The sequence below is a fragment of the Methanofastidiosum sp. genome (assembly GCA_020854815.1).
Classification (GTDB): domain Archaea; phylum Methanobacteriota_B; class Thermococci; order Methanofastidiosales; family Methanofastidiosaceae; genus Methanofastidiosum.
The window spans coordinates 1-22,774 of the sequence record JAHKLW010000086.1; the positions used below are offsets into that span (position 1 = coordinate 1).

General features: G+C 34.4%; 24 protein-coding genes and 1 tRNA gene. 11 read left to right on the forward strand and 14 right to left on the reverse strand.

Features of this window, described 5'->3' with window-relative positions:
• On the reverse strand, positions 1–536 hold a 536-nt coding region (locus tag KO464_09985), incomplete at its 3' end, for a hypothetical protein (GenBank protein ID MCC7573691.1).
• Between the two features lie 113 nt (positions 537–649).
• Between KO464_09985 and KO464_09990 the strand changes: the two genes are divergently transcribed.
• The 4 genes from KO464_09990 to KO464_10005 all read left to right on the forward strand — a co-directional run bounded on the left by KO464_09990 (position 650) and on the right by KO464_10005 (position 3,736).
• Positions 650–1,060: a roadblock/LC7 domain-containing protein gene (locus KO464_09990; protein ID MCC7573692.1), complete on the forward strand. Its 411-nt coding sequence runs from the start codon at positions 650–652 to the stop codon at positions 1,058–1,060.
• A 286-nt stretch (positions 1,061–1,346) separates the two neighbouring features.
• Positions 1,347–2,579: an ammonium transporter gene (locus KO464_09995; protein ID MCC7573693.1), complete on the forward strand. Its 1,233-nt coding sequence runs from the start codon at positions 1,347–1,349 to the stop codon at positions 2,577–2,579.
• 11 nt (positions 2,580–2,590) lie between these two features.
• Complete coding sequence (locus KO464_10000; GenBank protein MCC7573694.1) at positions 2,591–2,929, forward strand: P-II family nitrogen regulator; 339 nt, start codon at positions 2,591–2,593, stop codon at positions 2,927–2,929.
• 66 nt (positions 2,930–2,995) lie between these two features.
• Positions 2,996–3,736, forward strand: coding sequence for a hypothetical protein (locus tag KO464_10005; GenBank protein MCC7573695.1), 741 nt, complete (start codon positions 2,996–2,998; stop codon positions 3,734–3,736).
• Positions 3,737–3,752: 16 nt separating this feature from the next.
• On the opposite strand, the gene preA is transcribed toward KO464_10005, so the two are convergent.
• From preA to KO464_10035, 6 genes are all read right to left on the reverse strand, one after another.
• Complete coding sequence (preA, locus tag KO464_10010; protein MCC7573696.1) at positions 3,753–4,943, reverse strand: NAD-dependent dihydropyrimidine dehydrogenase subunit PreA; 1,191 nt, start codon at positions 4,941–4,943, stop codon at positions 3,753–3,755.
• Positions 4,944–4,947: 4 nt separating this feature from the next.
• On the reverse strand, positions 4,948–5,985 hold the full coding sequence (locus KO464_10015; protein ID MCC7573697.1) for a Coenzyme F420 hydrogenase/dehydrogenase, beta subunit C-terminal domain: 1,038 nt from the start codon (positions 5,983–5,985) through the stop codon (positions 4,948–4,950).
• Between the two features lie 252 nt (positions 5,986–6,237).
• Positions 6,238–7,737 (reverse strand): hypothetical protein, encoded by a 1,500-nt coding sequence (locus KO464_10020; GenBank protein MCC7573698.1) that lies wholly within the window; start codon positions 7,735–7,737, stop codon positions 6,238–6,240.
• Between the two features lie 34 nt (positions 7,738–7,771).
• A complete protein-coding gene (locus tag KO464_10025) occupies positions 7,772–8,236 on the reverse strand; it encodes a hypothetical protein (protein ID MCC7573699.1) in 465 nt (154 codons plus the stop codon).
• Positions 8,236–9,384, reverse strand: coding sequence for a nicotinate phosphoribosyltransferase (locus KO464_10030; GenBank protein MCC7573700.1), 1,149 nt, complete (start codon positions 9,382–9,384; stop codon positions 8,236–8,238). Before KO464_10030 ends, KO464_10025 begins: the two co-directional genes overlap by 1 nt.
• Complete coding sequence (locus KO464_10035; protein ID MCC7573701.1) at positions 9,384–10,706, reverse strand: tRNA(Ile)(2)-agmatinylcytidine synthase; 1,323 nt, start codon at positions 10,704–10,706, stop codon at positions 9,384–9,386. Before KO464_10035 ends, KO464_10030 begins: the two co-directional genes overlap by 1 nt.
• A gap of 50 nt (positions 10,707–10,756) precedes the next feature.
• Between KO464_10035 and KO464_10040 the strand changes: the two genes are divergently transcribed.
• Both KO464_10040 and KO464_10045 read left to right on the forward strand, forming a co-directional pair.
• On the forward strand, positions 10,757–11,725 hold the full coding sequence (locus KO464_10040; GenBank protein ID MCC7573702.1) for a transcriptional regulator: 969 nt from the start codon (positions 10,757–10,759) through the stop codon (positions 11,723–11,725).
• 315 nt (positions 11,726–12,040) lie between these two features.
• Positions 12,041–12,616, forward strand: coding sequence for a hypothetical protein (locus tag KO464_10045; protein MCC7573703.1), 576 nt, complete (start codon positions 12,041–12,043; stop codon positions 12,614–12,616).
• Here the strand turns inward: KO464_10045 and KO464_10050 are convergent.
• Positions 12,603–13,223, reverse strand: a complete 621-nt coding sequence (locus tag KO464_10050; GenBank protein MCC7573704.1) for a segregation/condensation protein A — start codon at positions 13,221–13,223, stop codon at positions 12,603–12,605. The genes KO464_10045 and KO464_10050 overlap by 14 nt on opposite strands.
• A gap of 47 nt (positions 13,224–13,270) precedes the next feature.
• Entirely contained in the window at positions 13,271–16,804 is a 3,534-nt protein-coding gene (gene smc / locus KO464_10055) for a chromosome segregation protein SMC (protein ID MCC7573705.1), read from the reverse strand.
• 139 nt (positions 16,805–16,943) lie between these two features.
• Here smc and KO464_10060 point away from each other — a divergent pair, with 139 nt between their 5' ends.
• Positions 16,944–17,567: a phosphatidylserine decarboxylase gene (locus tag KO464_10060; GenBank protein MCC7573706.1), complete on the forward strand. Its 624-nt coding sequence runs from the start codon at positions 16,944–16,946 to the stop codon at positions 17,565–17,567.
• A gap of 1 nt (position 17,568) precedes the next feature.
• On the opposite strand, the gene iorB is transcribed toward KO464_10060, so the two are convergent.
• Positions 17,569–18,156, reverse strand: a complete 588-nt coding sequence (iorB, locus tag KO464_10065; protein MCC7573707.1) for an indolepyruvate ferredoxin oxidoreductase subunit beta — start codon at positions 18,154–18,156, stop codon at positions 17,569–17,571.
• Between the two features lie 71 nt (positions 18,157–18,227).
• Here iorB and KO464_10070 point away from each other — a divergent pair, with 71 nt between their 5' ends.
• Both KO464_10070 and KO464_10075 read left to right on the forward strand, forming a co-directional pair.
• On the forward strand, positions 18,228–19,178 hold the full coding sequence (locus KO464_10070) for a deoxyhypusine synthase (protein ID MCC7573708.1): 951 nt from the start codon (positions 18,228–18,230) through the stop codon (positions 19,176–19,178).
• A 4-nt stretch (positions 19,179–19,182) separates the two neighbouring features.
• On the forward strand, positions 19,183–19,713 hold the full coding sequence (locus KO464_10075) for a nicotinamide-nucleotide adenylyltransferase (protein ID MCC7573709.1): 531 nt from the start codon (positions 19,183–19,185) through the stop codon (positions 19,711–19,713).
• Between the two features lies 1 nt (position 19,714).
• Here the strand turns inward: KO464_10075 and KO464_10080 are convergent, their stop codons facing one another.
• Positions 19,715–20,575: a polysaccharide deacetylase family protein gene (locus KO464_10080; protein ID MCC7573710.1), complete on the reverse strand. Its 861-nt coding sequence runs from the start codon at positions 20,573–20,575 to the stop codon at positions 19,715–19,717.
• An 8-nt stretch (positions 20,576–20,583) separates the two neighbouring features.
• Entirely contained in the window at positions 20,584–21,003 is a 420-nt protein-coding gene (gene nikR / locus KO464_10085) for a nickel-responsive transcriptional regulator NikR (GenBank protein ID MCC7573711.1), read from the reverse strand.
• 138 nt (positions 21,004–21,141) lie between these two features.
• On the opposite strand from nikR, the gene KO464_10090 reads away from it, so the two are divergent.
• The gene (locus tag KO464_10090) at positions 21,142–21,714 is read left to right on the forward strand and encodes an Lrp/AsnC family transcriptional regulator (protein MCC7573712.1); all 573 of its coding nucleotides are present in this window, start codon (positions 21,142–21,144) and stop codon (positions 21,712–21,714) included.
• Here KO464_10090 and KO464_10095 read toward each other — a convergent pair.
• Positions 21,711–22,148 carry a pantetheine-phosphate adenylyltransferase gene (locus tag KO464_10095; GenBank protein ID MCC7573713.1) on the reverse strand — a complete coding sequence of 146 codons (438 nt, stop codon included), beginning with the start codon at positions 22,146–22,148 and terminating at the stop codon, positions 21,711–21,713. The two genes, KO464_10090 and KO464_10095, sit on opposite strands and share 4 nt — an antisense overlap.
• Positions 22,145–22,507, reverse strand: a complete 363-nt coding sequence (locus KO464_10100; GenBank protein MCC7573714.1) for a DUF356 domain-containing protein — start codon at positions 22,505–22,507, stop codon at positions 22,145–22,147. Before KO464_10100 ends, KO464_10095 begins: the two co-directional genes overlap by 4 nt.
• A gap of 108 nt (positions 22,508–22,615) precedes the next feature.
• On the opposite strand from KO464_10100, the gene KO464_10105 reads away from it, so the two are divergent.
• Positions 22,616–22,687, forward strand: a tRNA-Gly gene (locus tag KO464_10105).
• The last annotated feature ends 87 nt before the right edge of the window (positions 22,688–22,774 follow it).

Sequence of the window (22,774 nt, forward strand, 5' to 3'; positions counted from 1 at the left end):
GTTGCCATGACACAAGAAATAACATATGGAACAGGGTTGACATCAAAATAATCTGTTATTTCAAGCAAAACGGCTGTAACAAAAATAATTGAAGTGACCTCATCAATTGCCATTGCAAGAAAAGCAGAAAGCAGGCAAAAGACAATTAAAAGGAGATGTGCTTCAAAGTTAGTTAGTTTGATGATTTTAATCATCAACCACCTAAAGAATCCAACGTCTTTTAACATACCCACAAGTGTCATCATCCCAACAAGAAATAGTATTACTTCAAGTGACGCGAATTCTATCAAATGTGGAATATCCAACGTCCGCGTTAACAATAAAGTTGATACTCCAAGGAAAGCTATGGCAACTCTAAAGCTCCAAAACAATAGTGTACCAATGACTGTTGCTGCCAGAATAGATGTTGCAATGACCTGATTCTGTGTTAATCCTATATAATCAAGTAGAGCGGCAATACCGATAGTTAATCCTACAAGTATAATCACATCTCTTCTAAAGTTTAAATTTCCACTGCCTTCATATTCTTCAGCCATTTAGTGACACCACTAGGATAGGAAGAGCTTATTTAGATTAGCATTTAAACTTATCTGAAGGTCTTATTTGAATATATTTATATATTATTAATAAAAAGAGTATATGTGATCTGATGAGAGAAGACATCCTTATTAAGCATTTGAAAAATCTTACTTTTGCAAACAAAGAAATAAAAGATGCTTTTTTAATGGATGTAGATGGTCTTTTGATAGCTGTTCTTGATAAAAATAGAGATAAACAAGACATAGCGGCACGGATGGCAGGGGTAATTGATGCTGCTAAGAGGATTGAGAATAAATTACCAGATGCCATATCAGTTATTACTAATGAGAATAGTATTGTTGCCATTCCACTATCTGAAAAATTTTTATTAGTTGTATTGGGAACAAATGGTCTAAATATACACAATTTGAGAAAATTAGTCGATAAGAACAAGGACAATATTCTTAGCATGATTGAAAAAAGAGAGTTTAATGATCTTTACACATTCAATCCGACAGAGATTAAAGGATTGGACATATAACGATAAGATGTAATAATTTATTAGCAAACTACCAATAGCTTATCCTTTTTTGATAATTTTAAATATTAAATTATTCTTCAAATGGTAATTTAAAACATTATATAAAAGATATATAGATTTATTATAGACAAAAAATACTCTATTATAGCCTTATTAGGCCTAAATTGACCATAAATATTACAATAGTAATAAATACTGAAGGTTAGGTCTTTATTTTATCTATATGCTATACATATGTTTAGCATATATAAAATTTATTGGAGATTTAATAATAAGGTGATTAAAAATGTCGATGGAAATAAATCTATTAGATACTCTGTGGGTGTTAATTGCCAGCTTTCTGGTATTTGTAATGCACCTTGGATTTACTACAATCGAAGCGGGATTAACAAGGTCCAAAAACACAATAAGCATTATTACAAAAAATGTATTCACTATTGCCATGGGGAGCATAGTCTTTATGATTATAGGATTTACTTTGGCTTTTTCTGGTGATGGCAAGTTTATCGGTGATTTGGCCTATTTCATGATTAATGGATTAAACTCTGATCCATGGCCAGGGCTTATGATTCCAGCGATGGCTTTCTTTCTGTTTCAAGTAATGTTTGCTGCAACATCGGCCACTATAGTAAGTGGTGCAGTTGCAGAGAGGATAAAATTCAGCGCCTACATTGTTGTTTCTGTTATCCTCATAGGATTGATTTATCCAATAATAGCTCACTGGATATGGGGAGGTGGTTGGCTTTCATCTTTAGGATTCCATGATTTTGCTGGATCAACTGTTGTTCACAGTGTGGGAGGATGGACTGCTCTTGCTACAGTCATAATTTTAGGTCCGAGAATTGGTAAGTTCGATAAAGATGGAACACCACAAGCCATAGCAGGTCACAACATAGGTCTTGCAGCAATTGGATGTTTACTCCTTTGGTTTGGGTGGTTTGGATTTAATCCTGGAAGTGAACTAGCCTTAACAAAAAATGTTCCGTTAATTGCAATAACAACTAACATTGCTGCTGCGGGAGGGGGTCTTGCTGCACTAGCTATTACCAAAATTAAGGGAGGCAAACCTGATATTGGTATGTTCTTAAACGGTATATTGGCTGGACTTGTCGCAATAACTGCTCCTTGTGCTGTTGTAAGCCCGAAATGGGCACTTGTGATTGGGATACTTGCCGGTATAATAGTTGTTTATGCAGTAGAATTTATCGAAGCAAAGCTTAGATTAGATGACCCCGTAGGTGCTATTTCTGTCCATGGTGTTTGCGGGTTTTTCGGGACTATCAGTGTTGGATTATTTTCAAGTACTAATGGCTTAATCACCACAGGCTCTACATCTCAGCTAATTGTTCAATTAATTGGTGCAGGTGCCACCTTTGCCCTAGTCTTTGTCTCTACACTGATAATAGCCAAAGTTTTGGATATGGTCATGGGGTTAAGAGTTTCTGAGGAGGTAGAAATAAAAGGTCTGGATATCACAGAGTTTGGTGGAGATTCTTACCCAGACTTTCTTAAAATGTGAGGTGCTAATTTATGAAAAAAGTTGAAGCTATAATCAGACCTGAAAAGATTCAAGATGTCAAGGCCGCACTGGATGAACTTGGGTGTATTGGAATGACTATTACAGAAGTCAAAGGTAGAGGAAAGCAGGGGGGCGTCACACAACAGTGGAGAGGCAGGCAATACCACATTGATCTTTTGCCTAAGATAAAAATTGAGTTGGTCGTTAAAACAAAATATGTTGACAAAGTTGTCAATGCCATAATTGAAAGTGCAAAGACAGGAAATACAGGAGACGGCAAGATATTTATTACACCTGTGGAAAAAGTATACCGTGTGAGAACTGGAGACGTTGATGAAGATGCAATTTAATATTTTTTTATTTATTTTATAAAATTCAATCGTAATCTTTAAATTAATAAATAAAAGAAAAAAACTATGAGAAATGTAAAATGGCAATTAAAATGGGCAGTTATTCTAATATTTTTATCCGCTTTAGTGTATATATTCCACTACTTTATATTTAGAGATGTTCATCACATCTTTATATACTTGATTGGGGACATTGCCTTTGTATTCATTGAAGTACTGATGGTTACTCTTGTAATCCACGAATTATTGACTATGCGAGATAAGAAAGAGATGCTAGAAAAGATGAATATGGTAGTGGGGGCCTTTTTCAGTGAAATGGGCAGCACTCTTCTAGACCGCCTTAATGATTTTGATAAGAATTTTGACGATATTAAAGAAAATTTTATTGATATCGGTACATGGTCTAAAAAGGAATTTCCTGAGAAACTAGAAATTGCCAAAAGTACTAAGTATGAGATTGATATGGGAAAGGGCGATTTAGAAAAACTCAAAAATTTTTTGTTAGAAAAGAGAGAGTTCATGCTAAGGCTTCTTGAAAATCCTAATCTTTTAGAACATGATTCCTTTACAGAACTTCTTTGGGCTGTAACTCACCTATCAGAAGAGCTATCGTTACGAAAAGATCTAAAAAAATGTACTAATAATGATCTAAATCATTTAGAGAGTGACTTGAAAAGAGCATATATCCTCCTAATCTACGAATGGATAGGATACATGTCCCATCTAAAAAACAAGTACCCCTACCTATTCTCTCTTGCAGTAAGAATGAATCCATTTGATCCCGAGGCATCAATAGAAATAAAATAATAAAAGAAAAAATAAATTATTTTTTATCTTCTTTTTTAATTATCATAGATATACAATTTTGTGGACAGACCATCTTGCACAGTGCACATCCTACACATTTTTCATAGTCAACATCATTTAGCTTTGGATTTTTCATTGCATCTGTAGCCCCGTCCTTACATGCAGTGACACATCTTCTGCAATCTATGCATCTTTCTGTGTCTACATCTGAATACACTTCTTCTATGTAGTCAAGTTTTTCGAGGTCAGTGATTCTTGGCAATGTAATTCCTTTCAAATCAGCAAGAGAATCGTATCCATTCTCTTTCATGAAGGTTAAGATATTTTCATTCCAACCTTTTACAATATCAAATCCGTACCACATTGCTGCTGTTGCGAGCTGTACTGTACCTGCTCCCATCATCATGTACTCGATTACATTTTCCCATGATTCGATTCCGCCAATACCTGAAATATTGATGCCTTGTTTTGCTATTTCTCCAACCATCCTAAGACCAATTGGCCTTACAGCCGGACCTGAGTAACCACCAAATCCACCCTTGCCCCAAACGTCGGGTAAAGGATTTCCAGTAGTTATATCAACACCCGATAGAACTAAGACGGTATTAATTGCTGAGACTCCTTTTGCGCCGCCCTTTATTGCTTCTTTTGCTATTGATGCGATGTCAGTTACGTTTGGAGTTAGTTTTGTCATGATTGGAACACTTACGGCTTCTGCTGCTGCTATTGAGACTTCACCAGTCAATGGACAGTCTTGGCCTATGAATGCTCCCATTGCACTATCTGACATATGAGGACATGAAACATTGAGCTCAATTATATCTGCGCCTTGTGCCTCAACATCTCTTGCTAATTTTGACCATTCATCAAGATCTGTGCCTGCCATAATACTTGCAATAATAGGAGTGCCATGAGTTTTCTTAAGCTCTCTTAATATTTTAAACTCTTTTATCCACCAGTCAAAGACATAAGTGGAAATATGCTCGATATTTTGCATTCCAAATAATCTGTTTCTACCTTTAACTCCTTGAAACCTCGGTTTCGGATCATGGAATTGCCTGTAAGATATAGTCTTAGTAACTCCTCCTCCAAAACCAGCCTCTACCGCCCTTTTAATATGGTCTGCATCCAAAGTGGGTGGGGCTGAAGAGAGGAGAATTGGACTCTTAAATTCAACACCTAAAAATTCAACACCTAAATCTACCATTAGATCACCTTCCAAACTTTAATCCATATACTTGTGGGATTATAGAATACTTAGAACCTGCGGCCCTTTTTAGAAATGAAGGATCGTTTGTAATGAACGGATATGCCCTCCACTTTGAATCAGCCCTAGCAACTACGGCTTTTGAGAATATATCATTCTTAAGGCTGTATGTTATCAAGGCTGTTATCACTCCACCATCCTGACTATGGAATGATGGATTTTTGGCCCTTGCTGCAACAATCTCGGGCTCTTCCTTATCCTTCAAGAGAATTTCCTTAAACGAGTGTGTTCTTGGGCATGACATATAGCAGCATCCACAGTTATTTAGACATCCCCTAATACTGTAAGGCCTCCCATCTTCCAGTATTTCGATATTATAACATGGACATGCCAATGCACATGTTCCACATGCAACACAAAGCCCCGGTTGCAGAATTTCTTTTTCTAAATCCATAAACTCCTTTTTATGACCTTTCTCGATAAATCCTTCTAAATTATCATCTTTTTCCAAATCCACAAAAGGAAGTTTGAATCCCTTGTCCTGGGCAAGTTTAATTGATTTTTTTGCTTGTTTATTGTTTAGGTCAATTATCTTGTTTAGTTCATCTGTCTGCACATTTGTTGATACTTCTATAAGATCTTGATCAATAAGTTTTTTGAAGAGTCTTTTTGCTTCTTTTGATCTTAAGATAACTGTTGACCATCCTGCTTGTGTTCCAACGCTTCCAATAGATATATCTGCAAAATCACCTGTAAAATCGGCACACTGCCTGCAGTTTCCCCTGGCGTATCTTGACACATCTTTTACCTTTCTCGATCTTACTTCTTTATCGGTATATGCATAGAAAACTCCGCTGGAAATATTCATCTTTGTGACTTCTTCTAGGGGCAGGCCCATGTCCTTTTCTACATAAGATGGTATTGATTTTGGGGAAAAGTTTTCTTTACAGAAAACTGCTACAGTAAAAACTCTTTTTGGCCAGTGTGGATAATCTGCGTCTCTGTCTTTATAGAATTCCTTAAACTCTTTGGTCAATGCCATGACTTTCTTTACGCCGTTTATTTCGCACGGGTTCCCGACGATTACAACTTGAGCTCTAGGATCTTTGTCTGTCTGAGAGAAACTAACCTCCTTGATAACAGTTTCACTCGTTTATATCCCTCCTATTCTTAAATTTTCTAAAAACAAAATAGATAAAAACATAATATCTATATGATTTTATTATTTAAATAGTTTTCGTCATATATTCATTTTAATAAATAAATATTAAAATATAAACGGATAATATAACAATTAACGAATAATATCCGCTTTTCTTCCAAGAGCCCGTTTTTTTCTTAGATAATACATGAATGGATTATTTATTCCTCTGGCTGTGATTGTTTTATTTTTAACAAATGCTAAAAGTTGCTTTTTTACTTCAGCTTCAGGTAAGTCAGTTCTTTGAATAATCTCATTTATTGTCCTCATTCTATCTTTTAAAATAAGTAATATTTTTTCTCCTGTAGTGTTGCCTTTAATGTTTTCAAGGATTTCTTTTTTTGTGACCTCATAAAAGTACGTATTACAGAAACTGTCAGGTTCGCATAATGTTGGTGCGTTTTCCTTTACCTTCGCACATCCCGGAGGGATATACCATTTGCTCCGCCCAAAGTTATCTAACGTAGGATGAGCGAGCCCAAATCCGAGATGATAATAAATATTTAGTTCCTCTTGAGGTTGGTCTTCTAGGAAAGGGGGATTGCATTTGTTAGCGGCAGATAAAATCAATGGAATTACTTCGTTTATTAAAATATTAATCTGATTTTCATTGAGAGACGGTTTTTCATCTTTAGAGAAAATTTTAGTCGAAGGTAATAATCTTGAGTAAGATAAAAAAGAAGATAAGAATAATGTAATTGCATAGTTTCTATCGCCAGCACCGACGCCTGATAGGGCCTTAAGTACACAGGGTGGGTAAACTTCAGGATTTAGCTCTTCTGATTGAACTTCTATCTCAGTTAGGGAACCTGAGATCTTAGAGATCTCCCTAAATATCTCGTCATATATTGGAAGTTTAAGTTCTTTTGTTTTTTCACTGATACTTTTTATATATCCTGTAATCCTCTGCTCCATTTTTTTCATGAATGCGTTGAGAAATTTACTATTGTCTACGAGTATGTAACCATTAAGAATGTAGCTATCGGTATATTGAACCAAGCTTTCCGCGTCTGTCCATTTGATAAAATAATATTCTGGAAAAAGCCTTGGATCTCTGGATTCCGCCGATATTTTGAAAAGACCAAGTTTTTCTAAATCCCTTATAATTTCATCTGTGATTTTAAGGTCTATTTCTTTGATTAGAGAAAATGGTTCTTCTATTGAAATTTCTTTTCCTTTTTTTGCCCTATATTCGAGGATTCTGTTTATGTCGGGGATACGAAATGGTATAACTTCAATTATTTCTCTAACAGTTTTTATAATCTCGTCTTTGCTTTGTTTATTATTTTTTTCTGCAATCAATGCCTCGGCCAACCTTGATTTATATATTTTTGAATTTGTAGAAGCAAAAAGTCTAGCTTCGCTGGAAAAAGGTCTTTTTGAAAGCGCCTGACAAAAAAGATAAAAAGAAATTATGTCTGTTGTTTCATCGGAACCTAAAGGGGATAGATATTTTTGATTTTTGGCATTATCTATTTCATTTTTAATTTTATTGATTCCAAAATCTAAGAGTTCTTGCGATACTTCGTCAAAGCTAATGCCAAGGTATTCTTTAGCCTCCTCTCGAAAAGGGTTTATAAGAAGAGGGTTCATAAAAGAAAACTCTATTGTGATTTAAAATAGTTTTCTATGGAAAGTTATACATTTCAGTTGAAGGTGCTATTTGTTCAATATTTTTTAGATCGTTTCTTTCGCATCTAACTAAAAGTTCTTCTATTTTTCCAATGTCTTCCTGGTTTCTATTTCCTATAAGGATCAGTGGTTTATGCTCTGCATCTGCTGCCTGTATCATTAATTCTCTGTATTCCTCTCTTGAGCCTCCTTTGAAAAAAACTATAATCTCGTATTTACTTATGAAATCTATAACTTTGGGCAAAAGTTTTTTCATGCCTTTTGAATCAAGAATCTGCTCATAATCCTTTACTATTGTATCAGGATATAAAAGACCATATTTAGCACTTAAAATTGCATAATCAGCGCCATTTTTTCTATTATAAACGGCTTTTATCCTTGAGGATTTGTAAAGATTAATAGCAGGCATTCGACCTTTATTTTTTTTTGCTCCGCAGGCAGTTGCAAGAAGCACCTTCATTAGAACTCAACTTTATTTATTTGGTTTAGGACCTTGGCCCTTATTTCACTAACATCTTCAAAATCAATTAAGATTTCTCCCTTTTTCATTAAATTCTTTTGAGCAGGTGTCATCTTTTCTCCACATATGCATTTTTCACTTGTTTTACCATAGGTAATCTTTCCAGCCAAACATTTTGGACATCTAAGAACTGTTTTTTTACCGCTGAGTTTTCCCCTTTTAGTAAAGGGCTTACCTTCTACTTCAACGATGTCAAGTGCAAAATCAATTGTTTTGGCATTTGAAACTGAGGTTCCCACGCCAAAGGCATCTGCTTCTTTAAATGATTTAAAAGATTCTTCGTCCAGTCCCCCTGAAAGGAATATTTTTACATCAGTATATCCTCTGATGTCAAGCTCCCATCTAACTTCCTGTATTATCTTTGACATATTTCCTCTTCTTGAACCAGGTGTGTCTAATCTTACTCCCGCAAGATTTTTGATATTTTCAGCTGCAATCAATGCTTCTCTTTTTTCATCACAAAAAGTATCTGCAAGCATTATCCGCGGGACATCTTTATCTATTATCTTATCAAATAAAATAAAAGCCTCTTTTGAATCACCGAGTATTAAGGCAAGTGAATGTGGCATTGTTCCTGAAGCCTTCTTCCCTATAATTTTTTCAGCCCCTATACAAGAAAACCCGTCCAATCCCCCAAGATAAGCTGCCCTGTCAATCATAGGGGCTATTGTAGGATGCATTCTTCTAACACCGAAACTTAATATTGGTTTTTCTCCGGCCATTTTTTTGAGTCTGGCAGACTTAGTTGATATGCCAGATGACTGACAAAGAAATCCAAGTAGTGCTGTTTCCAGATCACAAAATTCTTTATAATTTCCTTCAATTGTAAGAACAGGCTCTTGTTGATAGAAAAGTGAACCTTCATCAAGCCCTATAACATCGATATTGTAGTCTTCAAGCAATAATAGTGCTTCGTATAGTCCGGATAATATGCCCCATCTATAATTATTTGGGAGACTGGATGCTGTGATTTCAACGACTGCATTTTTATTGATGCTCTTCTCTTCAAGAATTTTTTTTGTATTGATAAAATAAAAATCAGTAGTTTTGCCTGATTTAATATCTTTTTCAGATGCTGTAAAAAACATTATATCCCTTCAAATTTTATATCAAACTTAGTATAATCAAATTTAAATCTTTCTTCTTCAAATTTTCTCTCTCTGCCATATCTAGCAAGAGGTTTTGATAGGTGACGTTTAGCACACATTGGCACTTCATATACTCCTTTTTTAATGTCTCTTGGGATTGGATGGTGCAAAACTTTTCTGTCTTTTGTGTGACATTTCTTGCAACGATAGCCTTTATCCTTACCAATTGACTTCATCTGATTAGTACAAATAGGACATATAGGTTTTTCTGTTTTATACAATTGGACTAGTTCTAATATTTCTATTTTCTCTAGATTAATTGTAAGTCCGTGCTCTGTTTCTAGAACCCCCCCATATGCAATTATTATATCTCCTCTTGAAAGCTTTCTGATTATACTCCTAAATCCTTTGGTAGGCTCATAGGCTGCACATAGAATTTTTTTGCCATTTGATATTTCAAAAAAGACGTGTCCGCCTAAGACCGTATAGGGATTCTTTGATAAAGTTCCTTTAACTATAACAGAAGAATAAGGTAAGACTTCTTCAATACTCTTCTCTTCAAGATGCATATCGGTACCCTGATTAGTTACAAAGAGATTTCTTTTGAATGGAATCTCCGATTCTATAATTGATGCAGCTTCTAATATCACCCCAGGTGACTCGCCTCTTAGGCCATATAGGATTGGACAGTCTGAATGTGGCGATATAACCATCCTCTGATTCGGGAAATCATAACTTGAGAAAATTTTTGGGGAGTATTTTTTTTCTATCTCTTTGGCACTTTCTTCACTGACAAATTTCTTGCCTTTTTTAGTGTGACTTCTATAAACTATTAGCTCATATGTAAAATCGTCTAACTGCAATCCACATGAAGCAAGAGCTCCAATTAATCCTCTGCCATTTCCTATGTATCTATAGTCAGCGCCAATTTTGTCTAATAATGAAATTGCCTCTTCTATGGAAAGCATTTCGTGAAGTGCTCTTTTAGCAAATAATTGAATCTCTCGAGTAACTGAGTTATCCTCAAGGAAAACTATTGCTGGATTTGTATTTTCTCCAGATTCAGAATAATCAGATATAATATCAAATGAAACGGATTTAATTTTTTCTATGATTTCTGCTTTAGTTTTGCTAGTTATTTTTATCGATACTGCCCCATTTCCCCTAGTTTTATAGGGATTATTTGGATTTAGGCGCAGTAATTTTGGGGGTTCTTTTATTATATTTCTATCAATTTCCTTTATAGCCTCTATAATAAGTGTCCCAATATATGTTGTGCACATTCCGTCAACTGAATCTGTATCGTCAAGCCCAATTATCACGAAAAAATTGAGGTATATATTTATATAACCTTTCTTATACCTTTACTTATATGGATAAGGAAGGGCTTTTGGATAATATTGTTGAAACTTTGAAAAAAGGAGGTTTTGAAGTAGCCCTATCTAGGGTTCAATGTTCATTTGATATAGTTGCAAGAAGAAATCTTATAGTACTTATCATAAAAGCCTTGGTAAACCTTGATACTTTTTCTGATGAACATGCATGGGACCTTAAAATTTTGTCAAAAGCTCTGAAAGCGACGCCACTCGTAATAGGAACTCGAACAAAACTTGGCTCTGTTGAGAATAGTACAGTATATTCAAGACATGGGATTAATTGTATTTCACTTGATACTCTCGAAGATCTCTTCATAGAGGGAAATCCTCCTTTGATCTATGCCGATAGAGGTGGATTCTTTGTAGAGATTGACGGAAGCTTAATCAAGGAAGAGAGGGAGAAAAGAGGGATGTCTATAAGCCATCTTGCAGAACTTATAGGGGTGTCAAAAAGTTCTATCTATGAGTTTGAGAACGTAGACAAAAGAATCAGCATTGATTCTGTTTTAAAGATAGAAAAAGAGTTGGATGTAGGCATAACTAAACCGATATATATAATTAAAGTCGGAGACAAAAAAGAAATTGACAATATTTCAGAAAATCCTGTTGATGCCGCAAGATCTGATCTTGAAAAAACTGTATTGGGCGATCTAAGCGATAAAGGGTTTGAAGTATTTCCAACAAAACGCACCCCTTTCAATGCTCTTCTAAAGGAAAGAGAGATTTTAATTACTGGGATATCAAACACTAAAACATACATTTTTGAAAAGAAGGCAGAGATAGTTGCAAGTATATCGGATATTACAAATAAAGATGCTATGTTTGTAGTAGATGCAAAGAAAGTAAAAGAGAATATTAAGGGTGTTCCGATACTTACTCAAAAAGAGATTAAAACCTCCAAAGATGTCGAAGATATTCTTGAACTTGTTCATGAAAGAAAAGTTGACGGCAAACGCCACAACTAATATTATCGGACAAAAGTTTATATATTTCAAATAGTATTATATTGAGCGTGATGAGAAAGCTAATCTGAAAAAAGATGATGAGGCTTATGAGCTCTGAAATGCTTTGGGGTGCATGGGATGCGATATAAATATTTAATAATATTTTTATTTGTCCTTTTGTTTATAGAGTTACCCCTAGCCTATATTTATTATTCTGGTCAGGAAAGATCAATTCAAAAAAATATAAAGCAGGTAGATCTCAGTGAAAGTATATTTGTTTCTAGAGAAGTCCCTAAGTATACATTGCTTCATATGGAAAGGGGAAAAATATACTAAGTGGTAGTTGTTTCTTCCCCAGGCAGAATCAATCTTTCGATAACAGATCAAGATGGGTTTTCAGAATGGCAAAAAGATCCTGACAATCTTAAACCGATAGAATTTTTTTATCAGATAAATACAGCCAATTTTCCCTTTGTTCCAAAAGAAAGAAAAATATATTATCTAATATTTGAAAGTGACCCTTTACTATCAACAGGTTCTACAGTTACAGTGGAGATATCGTCATTATATACGGAAGTTGTTAGAGAGGATATTCTTAACACGATAAAGCCTATTCTCCAAGCGACGTCAATAATAACTGTCCTTCTTTTCATCTTGTCAATACTTCCAAAGGGACGCCTAACAAGAAAAAAACTTGAAAAAACTTATTTTGTTCTTTCCGATGAAGCAAAGTCTCATGATATTGCATATTTGAAGGAGTTTCAAGGATTTACTGAAAAAGAAGTCAATGTGCTTTTAGTTATGTCAACAAAAGGTCATGTGACAGAAAAAGAAATTCCAAAACTTTTTGATATTCCTACTTTTTTTAAACTTTACAAAATGGGATTTATTGAAAAAGTTACAGAACTTTAATCAATATTTCTCCAAACATTTCTTCTTGAGTGACATCTATCTTTTTATCACTGTAGAGAAACAAGATATAAAGGAATATTCTTGCTATTTCTCTTGATGTTCGCTCATTAAGTAAATCTCTAAAAGATATGATGTCGTTTATGTCTTTTAGTTCCAATAGATGCTGATATAATTTTTCTACTTGTTTTCTTATATCTGCCTTAATTTCATCAATTTGATAAAGCTGGGGGCCCAATTTAGCAATAATCTTTCTCTTTGGTTTTTCTCCTTCATCTAGAGCATCGATTAAAGCCTCAAAAAGTTCTGGGAGAGTCATCTTGCCAACATTTCTTCTTCTTAAAGGTGGCTTAATATCGTCAATTTCAAATTCGGCATTTTCAATATCCTCCCAAAAATCAAAAAATGCTTCGTCTTCCTCTTCCTTAGAATCTTCTCTCATCAATTCTTCACTTTTCATTCTCAAAAGAATAGATGCAGTTAGTATCGTCTTTCCAGATATCCTTAAATCAAGGTTCTTTAGTTTTCTGATTCTATCTAGAAATTTATTAGTAAGATCTATTATATCGATATCCCATGGATCTATCTCCCTTGAAAGTACAAGATCCATAAGAACATCTATTGGCCCTATCTCAGGTATCAGAAGCTCTTCTTGATTCAGGCTAATGCCTCCGCCTGTTTAACTACTTTCTCAACTTCAAGTGACACCATGGAGGAAAGTCCTTTTTTATACATTGAAACTCCAAACAATCTTTCTGCTCGTGACATCATTCCTTCTCTTAAGGTAATTACAATAAACTGTGTCTTTTCAGCCTGTCTTTTAATCATTTCAGCGGTCCTCTCTACATTTGCATCATCAAGATTTGCATCTACTTCGTCTAGTATGTAGAAAGGAGATGGTTTGTGACGCTGAATCGCAAATATCATGGAGAGTGCTGTAATGGCCTTTTCTCCACCACTCAATGATACTGCGGCTTTAATATTCTTACCTAATGGTTTAGCATCTATTATTATTCCGCCATCAAAGGGATTGTCTTCTGTTTCAAGGAGAAGTTGTGCAGTTCCTTCAGGAGAGATATCAGAGAATATGTCTGAGAAATTAGCAGCAATCTCATTAAATGTTTTAAGAAAAACTTCAGTTTTTTCTTTCTCCACTTCACCTATGAAGTTAAGAATTGCATTCTTTTCTTCTATGAGAGTATCTCTTCTAAGTCTTAGAGTATTGTATCTGCCTTCCTCTTCCTCATATTCAATGATTGCCCTCATGTTTATTGGCATTAATTTTTCTCTTTCCTTTTCCAAAGATTCTATCTCAAGTTTAAGCTTATCAGGATACTTGGAAAATTCTTGCGGTGCTTCATAATCTGAAGCATGTCTTGAAAATTCTGCTATGTCTACTGTTATTGCCTTTTTTTCAGAGCCCCATAGGTTAAGGTCAGATTCTAATTTGGATATTTTTTCAATTTTACTATCTTTCTTAATTCTCAAATCAGAAGTCTCTGATGATATACTCCTCTTTTTTTGATTAAATGTGGATAGTTCTTTCTTGATTCGGGAATCTTCTTTTTCTTTTTCTTTTAGAGTAGTATTGATTCCATTCAAACTATTCTCTAATTCTGACACTTTTTTCAAAATTGAATCTTCTTGGGGTTTTCTTAGATCAATTTTCTCCGAGGATTTAGTATTGGATTGTTTAAGATATTCAAGAGTTGAATTAATTGAGGATATTTGCGAGGACATCTCAGAATATTTCTTTCGAAGATCTGACAAATCAAGTTCAAGCGTCTCGCCAAGCTCACCGGTAGTAGAGTCTTCAATGCCTTTCTCAACGTTTGCCTTTTCCTTTTCAAGTCTTGATATTTCTTTCAAGATAGGGTCTATTTTTGCTTTTGTCTCAGAAGATAGATTTTTTTGTTTTTCAAGTTTTATTGAAATATCTTCAATGGATTTTTCAAATCCTAATTTTTCTTTTTGTAATGAATTTTTCTCCTTTGAGAGCTCTTCTTTTTCCCTATTGATTGTAGAAATTTCAGAAGTTGATTCGGCTTTATTTATGCTGAGAGATCTCAAAGTGTCTTCCAGTTTTTCTATTTCTGTTTTTAGGGATTGTTTTCTTAAATCATATTCAGACAGCTTTTTCTCCAAATCATTTAGAGATAAGTTATCTTCTTCAATATTAAATGATACCGAAAATTTCTTTCGGGTGTAATAACCACCAGTTATCGCACCTGATGATTCCACTAGGTCCCCATCAAGTGTTACAAGTCTTGTATTATCAATAGTTTTAGAAACATCAATATTTTCAATTATGTAAGTTCTTCCAAATACATACTCAAAAGCTTTTCTGAATTTCTCATCAAAAGATACTAGTTCAATAGCAAGTCCGACAACTCCTTTTGTCTTTGGAGCGTTTGTTATTTTTGGAGTAAGAAGTTTATTCAAAGGTAAAAATGTAGCACGGCCAGCTTTTAGGTTCTTAAGGAATTTAACACATTCTCTTGCAACATTATCGTCCTCTACAACTATATTCATAAGTCTTGATCCTGCTGCAACTTCAAGTGCAAGACTGTATTCCTCTTTAGTAGTTCCAAGCTCAGAAATAGTCCCATAAATCCCAGGTATTAATTTATCTTTTTTAGCCTTTAAAATCTCTGCAATAGCCTTTTGTCCTCCAGTGATGTCGCTTTGGGCTTCTTTCTTTACATTTATTCTTGCCTTTAAATTTTCAAATTGCGACAAAGCCTGTTTTGAGTCAGATTCCACCTTTGATAACTCATTTTTTAGACTTTGATATTTTTGATTAAGAGTGCTAGTTTGATTATTATTGTTTTTAAGATTAGATTCATGGTTTGAGAAATTTGATTCTTTTTCTTTCAATTTTATTTCAATCTCGCGTAATTTATCATCTATTTTTTTTATATCAGATGTAATCCTTTTAGTGTCTTGATCAAGAATTGAAACAGATGCGTTATATGAATCAAGTTCTTTGTTTAGTGAAAGATAATCCTTTCTGTTTTTCTCAAGTTTTCTATCAACTTCAAGTAAACTTTCTTTTATTTTTAGAAACATCCCGTCTTTTCCAGATAGTGAATCAAGGAGTTTTCTATATTCGGCTTCTTTATCCTTAATAATTGATTCAACTTCAGAGTTTTTCTTTTCAAGATTAGATTTGGTTTCTAATAGGTCTTTGATCTTTAATTCATTTTCAGAGATTTCTTTTTTTGATTCATCAATCTCTTTCTTTACAGAAAAAAGTTCCTTTTTTTCATATTCAATTGATTGATTAATTGAATAGATATTTCCTTTTATCTTTTCAATTTCCCGTGTTATATTGATACTGTCCATTTCCATTTTACGATTGTATTCATCGTCAAGCTCTAATAGTTCTTTTTCTTTATTGGCTATGTCTTGGACAATGTTAGATACTAAAGCCCTTAATTCTTCGATGTCTTTTTGGCCTTTTTCTATATTAGCTTCTAGTTTTGTTTTTGTATCCTCTAGCTGCTTTAGTTTACTATGGTAATAAATGGCCCATTTAGTTTTTATCTCCTTATCAATTTCCTGGTATCTCTCGGCATCCTTTTTGTCCCTGAGTAGCCTATCAAGGCGGTTTTTAACTTCAGAGATTACAAGCTCTACTCTTGTTATATTTTCCTGGGCTTTTTCAAGTTCTCGTAGACCTTTGTCTTTTTTATCATCAAATTCTGCTATTCCAGATATTTCTTCAATGATACCTCTTCTATCAACAGGATTCATGTTAATAAAATGTGCAATGTCTCCTTGCATTACAATATTATGGCCATCTGGCCTTACACCTACATATGAAAATATATCTAAAACGTAAGATCTTGTGGCTCTTTTTCCGTTTACCCTGTACTCTCCTTCTCCCTTACTATTTACCGCCCTCGATATAGTAATTTTCTTTTCTTCAATTGGAAATCCACCGTCTTCATTATTAAAAGTGATAGAAACGATTGCCTCTTCGGCTTTTTTTTCATCCTCTGTTCCATTGAATATCAGGTCAGAGAGTCTCTCTCCTCTCATTGATTTTGCGGAAATTCTTCCAACGACAAAACATATTGCATCCGTTATGTTTGACTTTCCACTTCCATTGGGGCCTACAATACAGGTGAACCCTTTTGAGATGGGGAGTGTCAGCGTTTTATTGCCATACGACTTAAATCCTTTCATTGCGACTTTCTCTATAAAGACTATAGGACCACCTCTAGGTCTAACAAACAATATTCAATATCTATCGCTTATAATAGTTTTCGTTAGTTGAACACCAATCACGATTAATTTTAAATAAATATCTATGTTTTTAAAATTTGTGGTGCTTCAATTTAAAAGAAATGTCGCTATTTTTCTGATTATAATCATTATTGGGCTTATTGTTTTTAGTATTATTTTTTACAGAGACCCACAAAGATCAATCCCAATTGAAAATGGCATTATCATTTCTCCTGCTGATGGAACAGTGATTTCAATAGATATAGTAAAGAGTGGGGATAATCCTGTTACAATAAAAAATGGGAAAGAAATATATCTTACTGAGTTAAAAGGAATTATTGAAGGAAATTATACAATGGTGGCTATCTTTATGGGGCCATTTGACGTACATATTAACAGGGCGCCTATATCTGGTCAGGTTCGAGATACTATCTATCTTGAAGGCAGTCATTTACCTGCCTTTGGAAATGTCTTAACAGAAAATGAGAGAAATATTGTGGTAATTGATGGGGATGTAAGGGTAGTCACAGTTCAAATTGCTGGAACTTTAGCAAGAAGAATTGAATGTTACGTAAATGAAGGTCAAAATTTAAATATTGGGGATAAAATAGGCATAATAAAACTAGGTTCACAAGTAGTCGTGATGTATCCATCAGATTCTTTAACAATAATAAAAGAAGGGGATAAATTAAAGGCAGGAGAAACGATAATAGCAAAAATCTAATCTACATTATGTTTTCCATCTTTTTCCTACCAGCTTCAAAAGCTTTGATATTTATCTCTGCTTTTTTTGATAGGACAGAAACTATTGTTTCCAGAAGTGTTTCGTTTTTTATAGGTATTTCAAGAAGAGAAAGTGCTCCTATTAATACCATGTTCATTGTAATCTGATTACCTACACTTTTTGCAATTTCATTTGCATTGAAATGATAGACTTTACCTTTTTCAGAAAGAGTAAATAAAATCTCATCTATCGGAGGATAATCACATTCTCCAAGTGATACGGAGATTGGATTTATTTTTTCAGTGTTTAGTATTATCTTTCCACCATTTTTGAGATAAGAGATGTTTCTTAAGGCTTCTAGCGGTTCAAATGCTATTAGGATATCTGCTTTTCCTTGAGGGATGACAGAGCCATATACTTCATCGCCTATCCTCACATGGGACATGACAGAACCCCCTCTCTGCGCCATTCCATGAATTTCTCCTAATCTTACCTTATATCCGTCCTTTAAAGCTGCGTTTCCAAGAACGTATGCGGATAGGATAGTTCCCTGGCCACCTACTCCACAGATGAGAATATTAAATTCCATAAAAATGAAATATATAAAAGGTATTTAAAGTTATTGAAAAGTTATTTAAGATAATTTCATATGTTATATTTATGAAAAGAGAAATTGTAAAGGATATTAATCTTAACAAAATAAAAACTATAAAAGACCTTACTGCTCAGATGACGTCTTCTGGAGGATACGTAGCTAAAAAGGTTGGTGATGGTTCTCAGATTTTAGAAAATATGGCAAAAGACAAAAAATGCAAGAGAATTCTCTCATTTCCAGCTTCTTTAGTTGCAACGGGTACTAGAGGCATAATAAAAGAGCTTGTAAAAAGAAAACTCTTTGATCTGATAATCACAACGACTGGCACACTAGACCACGACATCGCGCGAGTCTATAGAAACTATTATCACGGCTCATTTGAAATGGACGATAGACAACTCCACAAAGAAGGAGTGAATAGGGAAGGTAACGTATTGATACCTAATGAGTCTTATTCAGAGATTCTTGAGGAAAAAGTCAGGAGAATTATGGTGGAATTATATGATAAAGGCCATAGGGATATGTCCACCCACGAACTAATATGGGAGTTTGGGAAAGCCCTTGAAGGAGAAAAAAATAAAGAAGATTCCATAACTTACTGGTGTTATAAAAATAAGATACCAATGGTGCTTCCAGGACCACTTGATGGCTCATGGGGTTGGCAAATTTATTATTTTTGGCAGGATGGCCATAAAGATTTCAATCTTAATCTGATGAAGGATGAAGATATGATAAGTGATTTTATTTATTCTTCAGATAAAACTGGTGCTTTGATGATTGGAGGGGGAATATCAAAACATCATACAATATGGTGGAACCAATTCAGAGGTGGCCTTGACTACGCAGTTTATATAACAACTGCACCAGAGTGGGATGGATCTCTTTCGGGTGCTAGGATAAGGGAAGCCATTTCATGGGGAAAGGTAAGAGAAGATGCAGATTTTATCACAATTGAAGGGGATGCGACAGTTATATTACCTATAATGGTCGGATCACTTCTTGAAAGCCTGAAGTGATCGGATGGATAGAGGACTTTTTATAGGCAGATTTCAGCCTTTCCATAATGGCCACTATATGGCAATAAAAGATATCCTAAAAATTCAAGATGAAATAATAGTCTGTGTTGCTGCCTCACAGTTATCTTACACCATTTCAAATCCTTTTTCAAGTGGGGAGAGGATTGAGATGATTCTGCGGTCTACCAAAAAAATGAGAAATAAAATAATAGTTTTATCAAGCCCAAATATGGAAAGCAATTCTTTGTGGGTAGAAAATATCATTGAAACTTTTCCTTCTTTTGAATCTGTCTACACCAACAACAATTTAGTAAAACTACTTTGGGAAAAACGTGGTTACAAAGTATCTGAGGTTAAGTTCTATAAAAAAGATGAATTCAATGGAACTTCAATTAGAAAGTTGATTTCTGAGGGAAAAAATTGGGAAAATCTCGTACCCATTGAAACTAGAGATTATATCCTCAAAATTGGTGGGGATAAAAGAATAAAAGAAATTCTAAAAATTGAGAAAAAATTAAGAGAAGGTACAATTTAATCTATCCAGCCAAGATATAATAAAGCTCTTCTAATGTAACATAATTAACATTTTGTTTATCAAGGTAGTCTAAAAGGGAAGTCAAGTTCTGAGTTGTATAATTTCCACATGCCCTAGTATAACTCTGATATTCTTCTGGCGCTTCAATCTGAACTAACTCCCAAGGATGGAGTCCTATAACAACAATCTTAATGTCCTTATCAAATTGTTGACTTACTACCTTATTAAAACAATCAATCCATGATCTGTTGTACGTAGTTGGAGGGTAGAAGTATGCAGGAGTATGGGAAACTGGAACTCTAAGAATACTCATACTTCCCTCTAAGGTCCAATTATTTTCATCTGGGTGATACGGGTAGTAATTAATTTTTTCTGCAGATGCTTCCACAAGATACTCTTCGTCTTGGAGTAAAGTCATTAAATCGTTATTTGCACTATGCCCCGGGGCTCTAAATGAAACTGGACGTACACCAGTAGCATTCACAATTGCATTTGTGGATAGTATGATTTGATTTTTTATCTCAAGATTTGTCTGCGCTTTGATAGATTTGTGGTAATAGCTGTGTGAGCCTATTTCATGCCCTCTTTGGTGGATTTCCTTCAACAGATCTGGTCTATTCTCTGCCACTTCACCTGTGACAAGAAACGTAGCTTTTACATCGTGTTCTTCAAATATTGATAGCAGTATAGGTATACCTTCATTGAGGCCTTTTTCAGTGTTTAATACAGGCGGAAAATCGTACTCTGTATCTACAGTAAATAAAACATAAGTGCCTTTGATCTCAGCTTTATTGAAAAGTTCAGAACTGCCAACCAAAATTAACAGTGAGATAAAAATAATTGGAATAATAAACTTTTTCATTAAATCCTCTACTCAATGCCTTTTCCAGTAGATACAATAATAAAATCTCCGTGTTTTATGCCCTTAATGGACAAAAGATATCTCGCAAAGTCCCTTATCTTTTCGCTGTTACCCTTAATAATAATGACTTCAAGGCAATTTTCTTCATCAAGGTGCACATGAGAAGTTGTTACAATCTCCTTTATGTGATGGTGCTCCACATCAGTTATTTTTTCGGCAATCCCTCTTTTGGTATGATCATACACCAAAGAAATTGTACACACGGCGTCTTCTTCCCCTGAAATCCACTGACGTTTTACAATGTAGCCTCGTATCATATCCCTGATTGCCTCGGATCGGCTGTCATAACCTTCCGCCTCAATTATCTTGTCGAATTTATCCAATAGGTCAGGAGGTATGGAAACACCAAATCTTAAAACACCGTTCATCAAATTCGCCTCTACTTAACTAAGGCCACAATTTTATATAGTTATGCTCAAATAAGATATAAGTCTAGATTATTTTTATTATATGGTATAGAAAGATTTATTAGTATATAAGTATATCTTATAGTATAAGGTGATTAAATGAATAGTAATGTCCGGCTTGATGAAAAGGATAGGCAGATAATAACTCTTTTCCAGAAAAATCCAGAAATATCACAAAGTGAGATAGCTGAAATAATAGGCCTTTCGCAACCTTCTGTTGGGATGAGAATAAAAAAGCTGAAGGATAGAGGTATACTCTCGCATATTGTAGGTATGAACTTCAAAAAGGTTAATCTGTTCCTTGCAAAAGTTGAAATAGCTGCAAAAAATTCACAAAACATAATTGATACTTTTTCCAAATGCCCGTTCTTCATTAATGCTCTCATGGTATCGGGAAAATATAATATGACACTTCTTTTTATGGGAGAAAATATAGCAACGCTCGAATCTATTGTTGACTATCATTTAAGACAGAATCCAGATGTAAAAGAAGTTGAGTTTAATATAATTGTAAACCCTGTAAAGGATCTTGTAATGCCAGTTAGAATAACTTTAGAAGGTGAAAGAGGATGCGAATTGGATTGTGAGGGATGTCCTTATTATAAATCTGGAAGATGTCTCGGATGCCCTGCAACTAGTGCTTACAAAGGAGATTTCTGGAGAAAAGATTAATCTTGTTCTTCCTTTCTTATATCACGTGAAGATATTTTTTTATTATCCTTTGTAACTAAATCTACTTCGATTATATCAAGAGGATAAACTCCTAATTCTGCCCTAATGTCATTTATTTCTTTTGCAGCTTCAATTGTATCAGACGTAATAACAATTACATCTGCTTCCATTGACTCTATAGCAAATCCGTATCTGTCGTTTATCTCTATTATTTGATAATCTTGATTTAGTATCTTTCCCTCTTCTGCCAAACAGTTGACTAGATTATTTTTCCTCGTTTCATAATCCTGAATATTTTCAGCGTATGGTTTATTTTTTGCCATGTCTTCCGATGTTAAACCGATGTACACATAGCCTATTGAAAATGCAGACATCAAGAAATGTTTATGGCCATCGTGCAGTCTATCGAATGTGCCAGATGCTATAGCTTTCATAGTTTCACCTTTGGTTTTGTATATCCTTTTAGATTATTAAAATCTTTTAATGAACTTTGAACTAGATGATAAAGATCATTTTTCTCAGTTATAGCAATCATATGCGCAGGAGGGTGAATTTTTCTTAGCCGGTCTATTATTAGGCCTCCTTCTCCCTCAACAGATGCAATCACATTAGCTTTAAACTTTATTTTTACTTCTTGTTTTAAAGTTTTTTTCAAAAGTGTCTCTGAGAACTCTTCGGAGATAACTTTCGGTGCTCCAACTACTTTTAACTCACCATACCTCTTCATGTCTGAAAGAGATGTCAATATTTTATCAAAAGAATCTGATCTGATAAGCACAAAAGTCTTTTCCACATATGATAAATTTGAGAAAACATTAAAAGTTTTTGCCTGAAAATAAGAGAAAAAATAACCAAAACCTTTATATATATTTTTTAGGATTAGGAAAATGCTCTTAGTTATGCGGTTGTAGTGTAGTGGCTAGCACGCGAGCTTGCCAAGCTCGCAACTCGGGTTCGAATCCCGGCGACCGCACTTCTTTTTTAACAAATTAAGCCTTCATTTTCTTCAATTACACCCCTTCTTTTAAGAAAAGGGTAGATCTGTTCAATTCCGGTGATA

What these genes read in the sequence shown, in the direction of transcription:
- smc (MCC7573705.1), bottom strand. Translation starts at nt 16,804, where the DNA reads ATGAAAGGATTTAAGTCGTATGGCAATAAAACGCTGACACTCCCCATC.
- KO464_10000 (MCC7573694.1), top strand. Translation starts at nt 2,591, where the DNA reads ATGAAAAAAGTTGAAGCTATAATCAGACCTGAAAAGATTCAAGATGTC.
- KO464_10070 (MCC7573708.1), top strand. Translation starts at nt 18,228, where the DNA reads ATGAAAAGAGAAATTGTAAAGGATATTAATCTTAACAAAATAAAAACT.
- KO464_10080 (MCC7573710.1), bottom strand. Translation starts at nt 20,575, where the DNA reads ATGAAAAAGTTTATTATTCCAATTATTTTTATCTCACTGTTAATTTTG.
- KO464_10020 (MCC7573698.1), bottom strand. Translation starts at nt 7,737, where the DNA reads ATGAACCCTCTTCTTATAAACCCTTTTCGAGAGGAGGCTAAAGAATAC.
- KO464_10095 (MCC7573713.1), bottom strand. Translation starts at nt 22,148, where the DNA reads ATGAAAGCTATAGCATCTGGCACATTCGATAGACTGCACGATGGCCAT.
- preA (MCC7573696.1), bottom strand. Translation starts at nt 4,943, where the DNA reads ATGGTAGATTTAGGTGTTGAATTTTTAGGTGTTGAATTTAAGAGTCCA.
- KO464_10075 (MCC7573709.1), top strand. Translation starts at nt 19,183, where the DNA reads ATGGATAGAGGACTTTTTATAGGCAGATTTCAGCCTTTCCATAATGGC.
- KO464_10025 (MCC7573699.1), bottom strand. Translation starts at nt 8,236, where the DNA reads ATGAAGGTGCTTCTTGCAACTGCCTGCGGAGCAAAAAAAAATAAAGGT.
- KO464_10090 (MCC7573712.1), top strand. Translation starts at nt 21,142, where the DNA reads ATGAATAGTAATGTCCGGCTTGATGAAAAGGATAGGCAGATAATAACT.
- nikR (MCC7573711.1), bottom strand. Translation starts at nt 21,003, where the DNA reads ATGAACGGTGTTTTAAGATTTGGTGTTTCCATACCTCCTGACCTATTG.
- KO464_10050 (MCC7573704.1), bottom strand. Translation starts at nt 13,223, where the DNA reads ATGGATCTTGTACTTTCAAGGGAGATAGATCCATGGGATATCGATATA.
- KO464_10040 (MCC7573702.1), top strand. Translation starts at nt 10,757, where the DNA reads ATGGATAAGGAAGGGCTTTTGGATAATATTGTTGAAACTTTGAAAAAA.
- KO464_10030 (MCC7573700.1), bottom strand. Translation starts at nt 9,384, where the DNA reads ATGTTTTTTACAGCATCTGAAAAAGATATTAAATCAGGCAAAACTACT.
- KO464_10005 (MCC7573695.1), top strand. Translation starts at nt 2,996, where the DNA reads ATGAGAAATGTAAAATGGCAATTAAAATGGGCAGTTATTCTAATATTT.
- iorB (MCC7573707.1), bottom strand. Translation starts at nt 18,156, where the DNA reads ATGGAATTTAATATTCTCATCTGTGGAGTAGGTGGCCAGGGAACTATC.
- KO464_09995 (MCC7573693.1), top strand. Translation starts at nt 1,347, where the DNA reads ATGTCGATGGAAATAAATCTATTAGATACTCTGTGGGTGTTAATTGCC.
- KO464_10015 (MCC7573697.1), bottom strand. Translation starts at nt 5,985, where the DNA reads ATGGCATTGACCAAAGAGTTTAAGGAATTCTATAAAGACAGAGACGCA.
- KO464_09990 (MCC7573692.1), top strand. Translation starts at nt 650, where the DNA reads ATGAGAGAAGACATCCTTATTAAGCATTTGAAAAATCTTACTTTTGCA.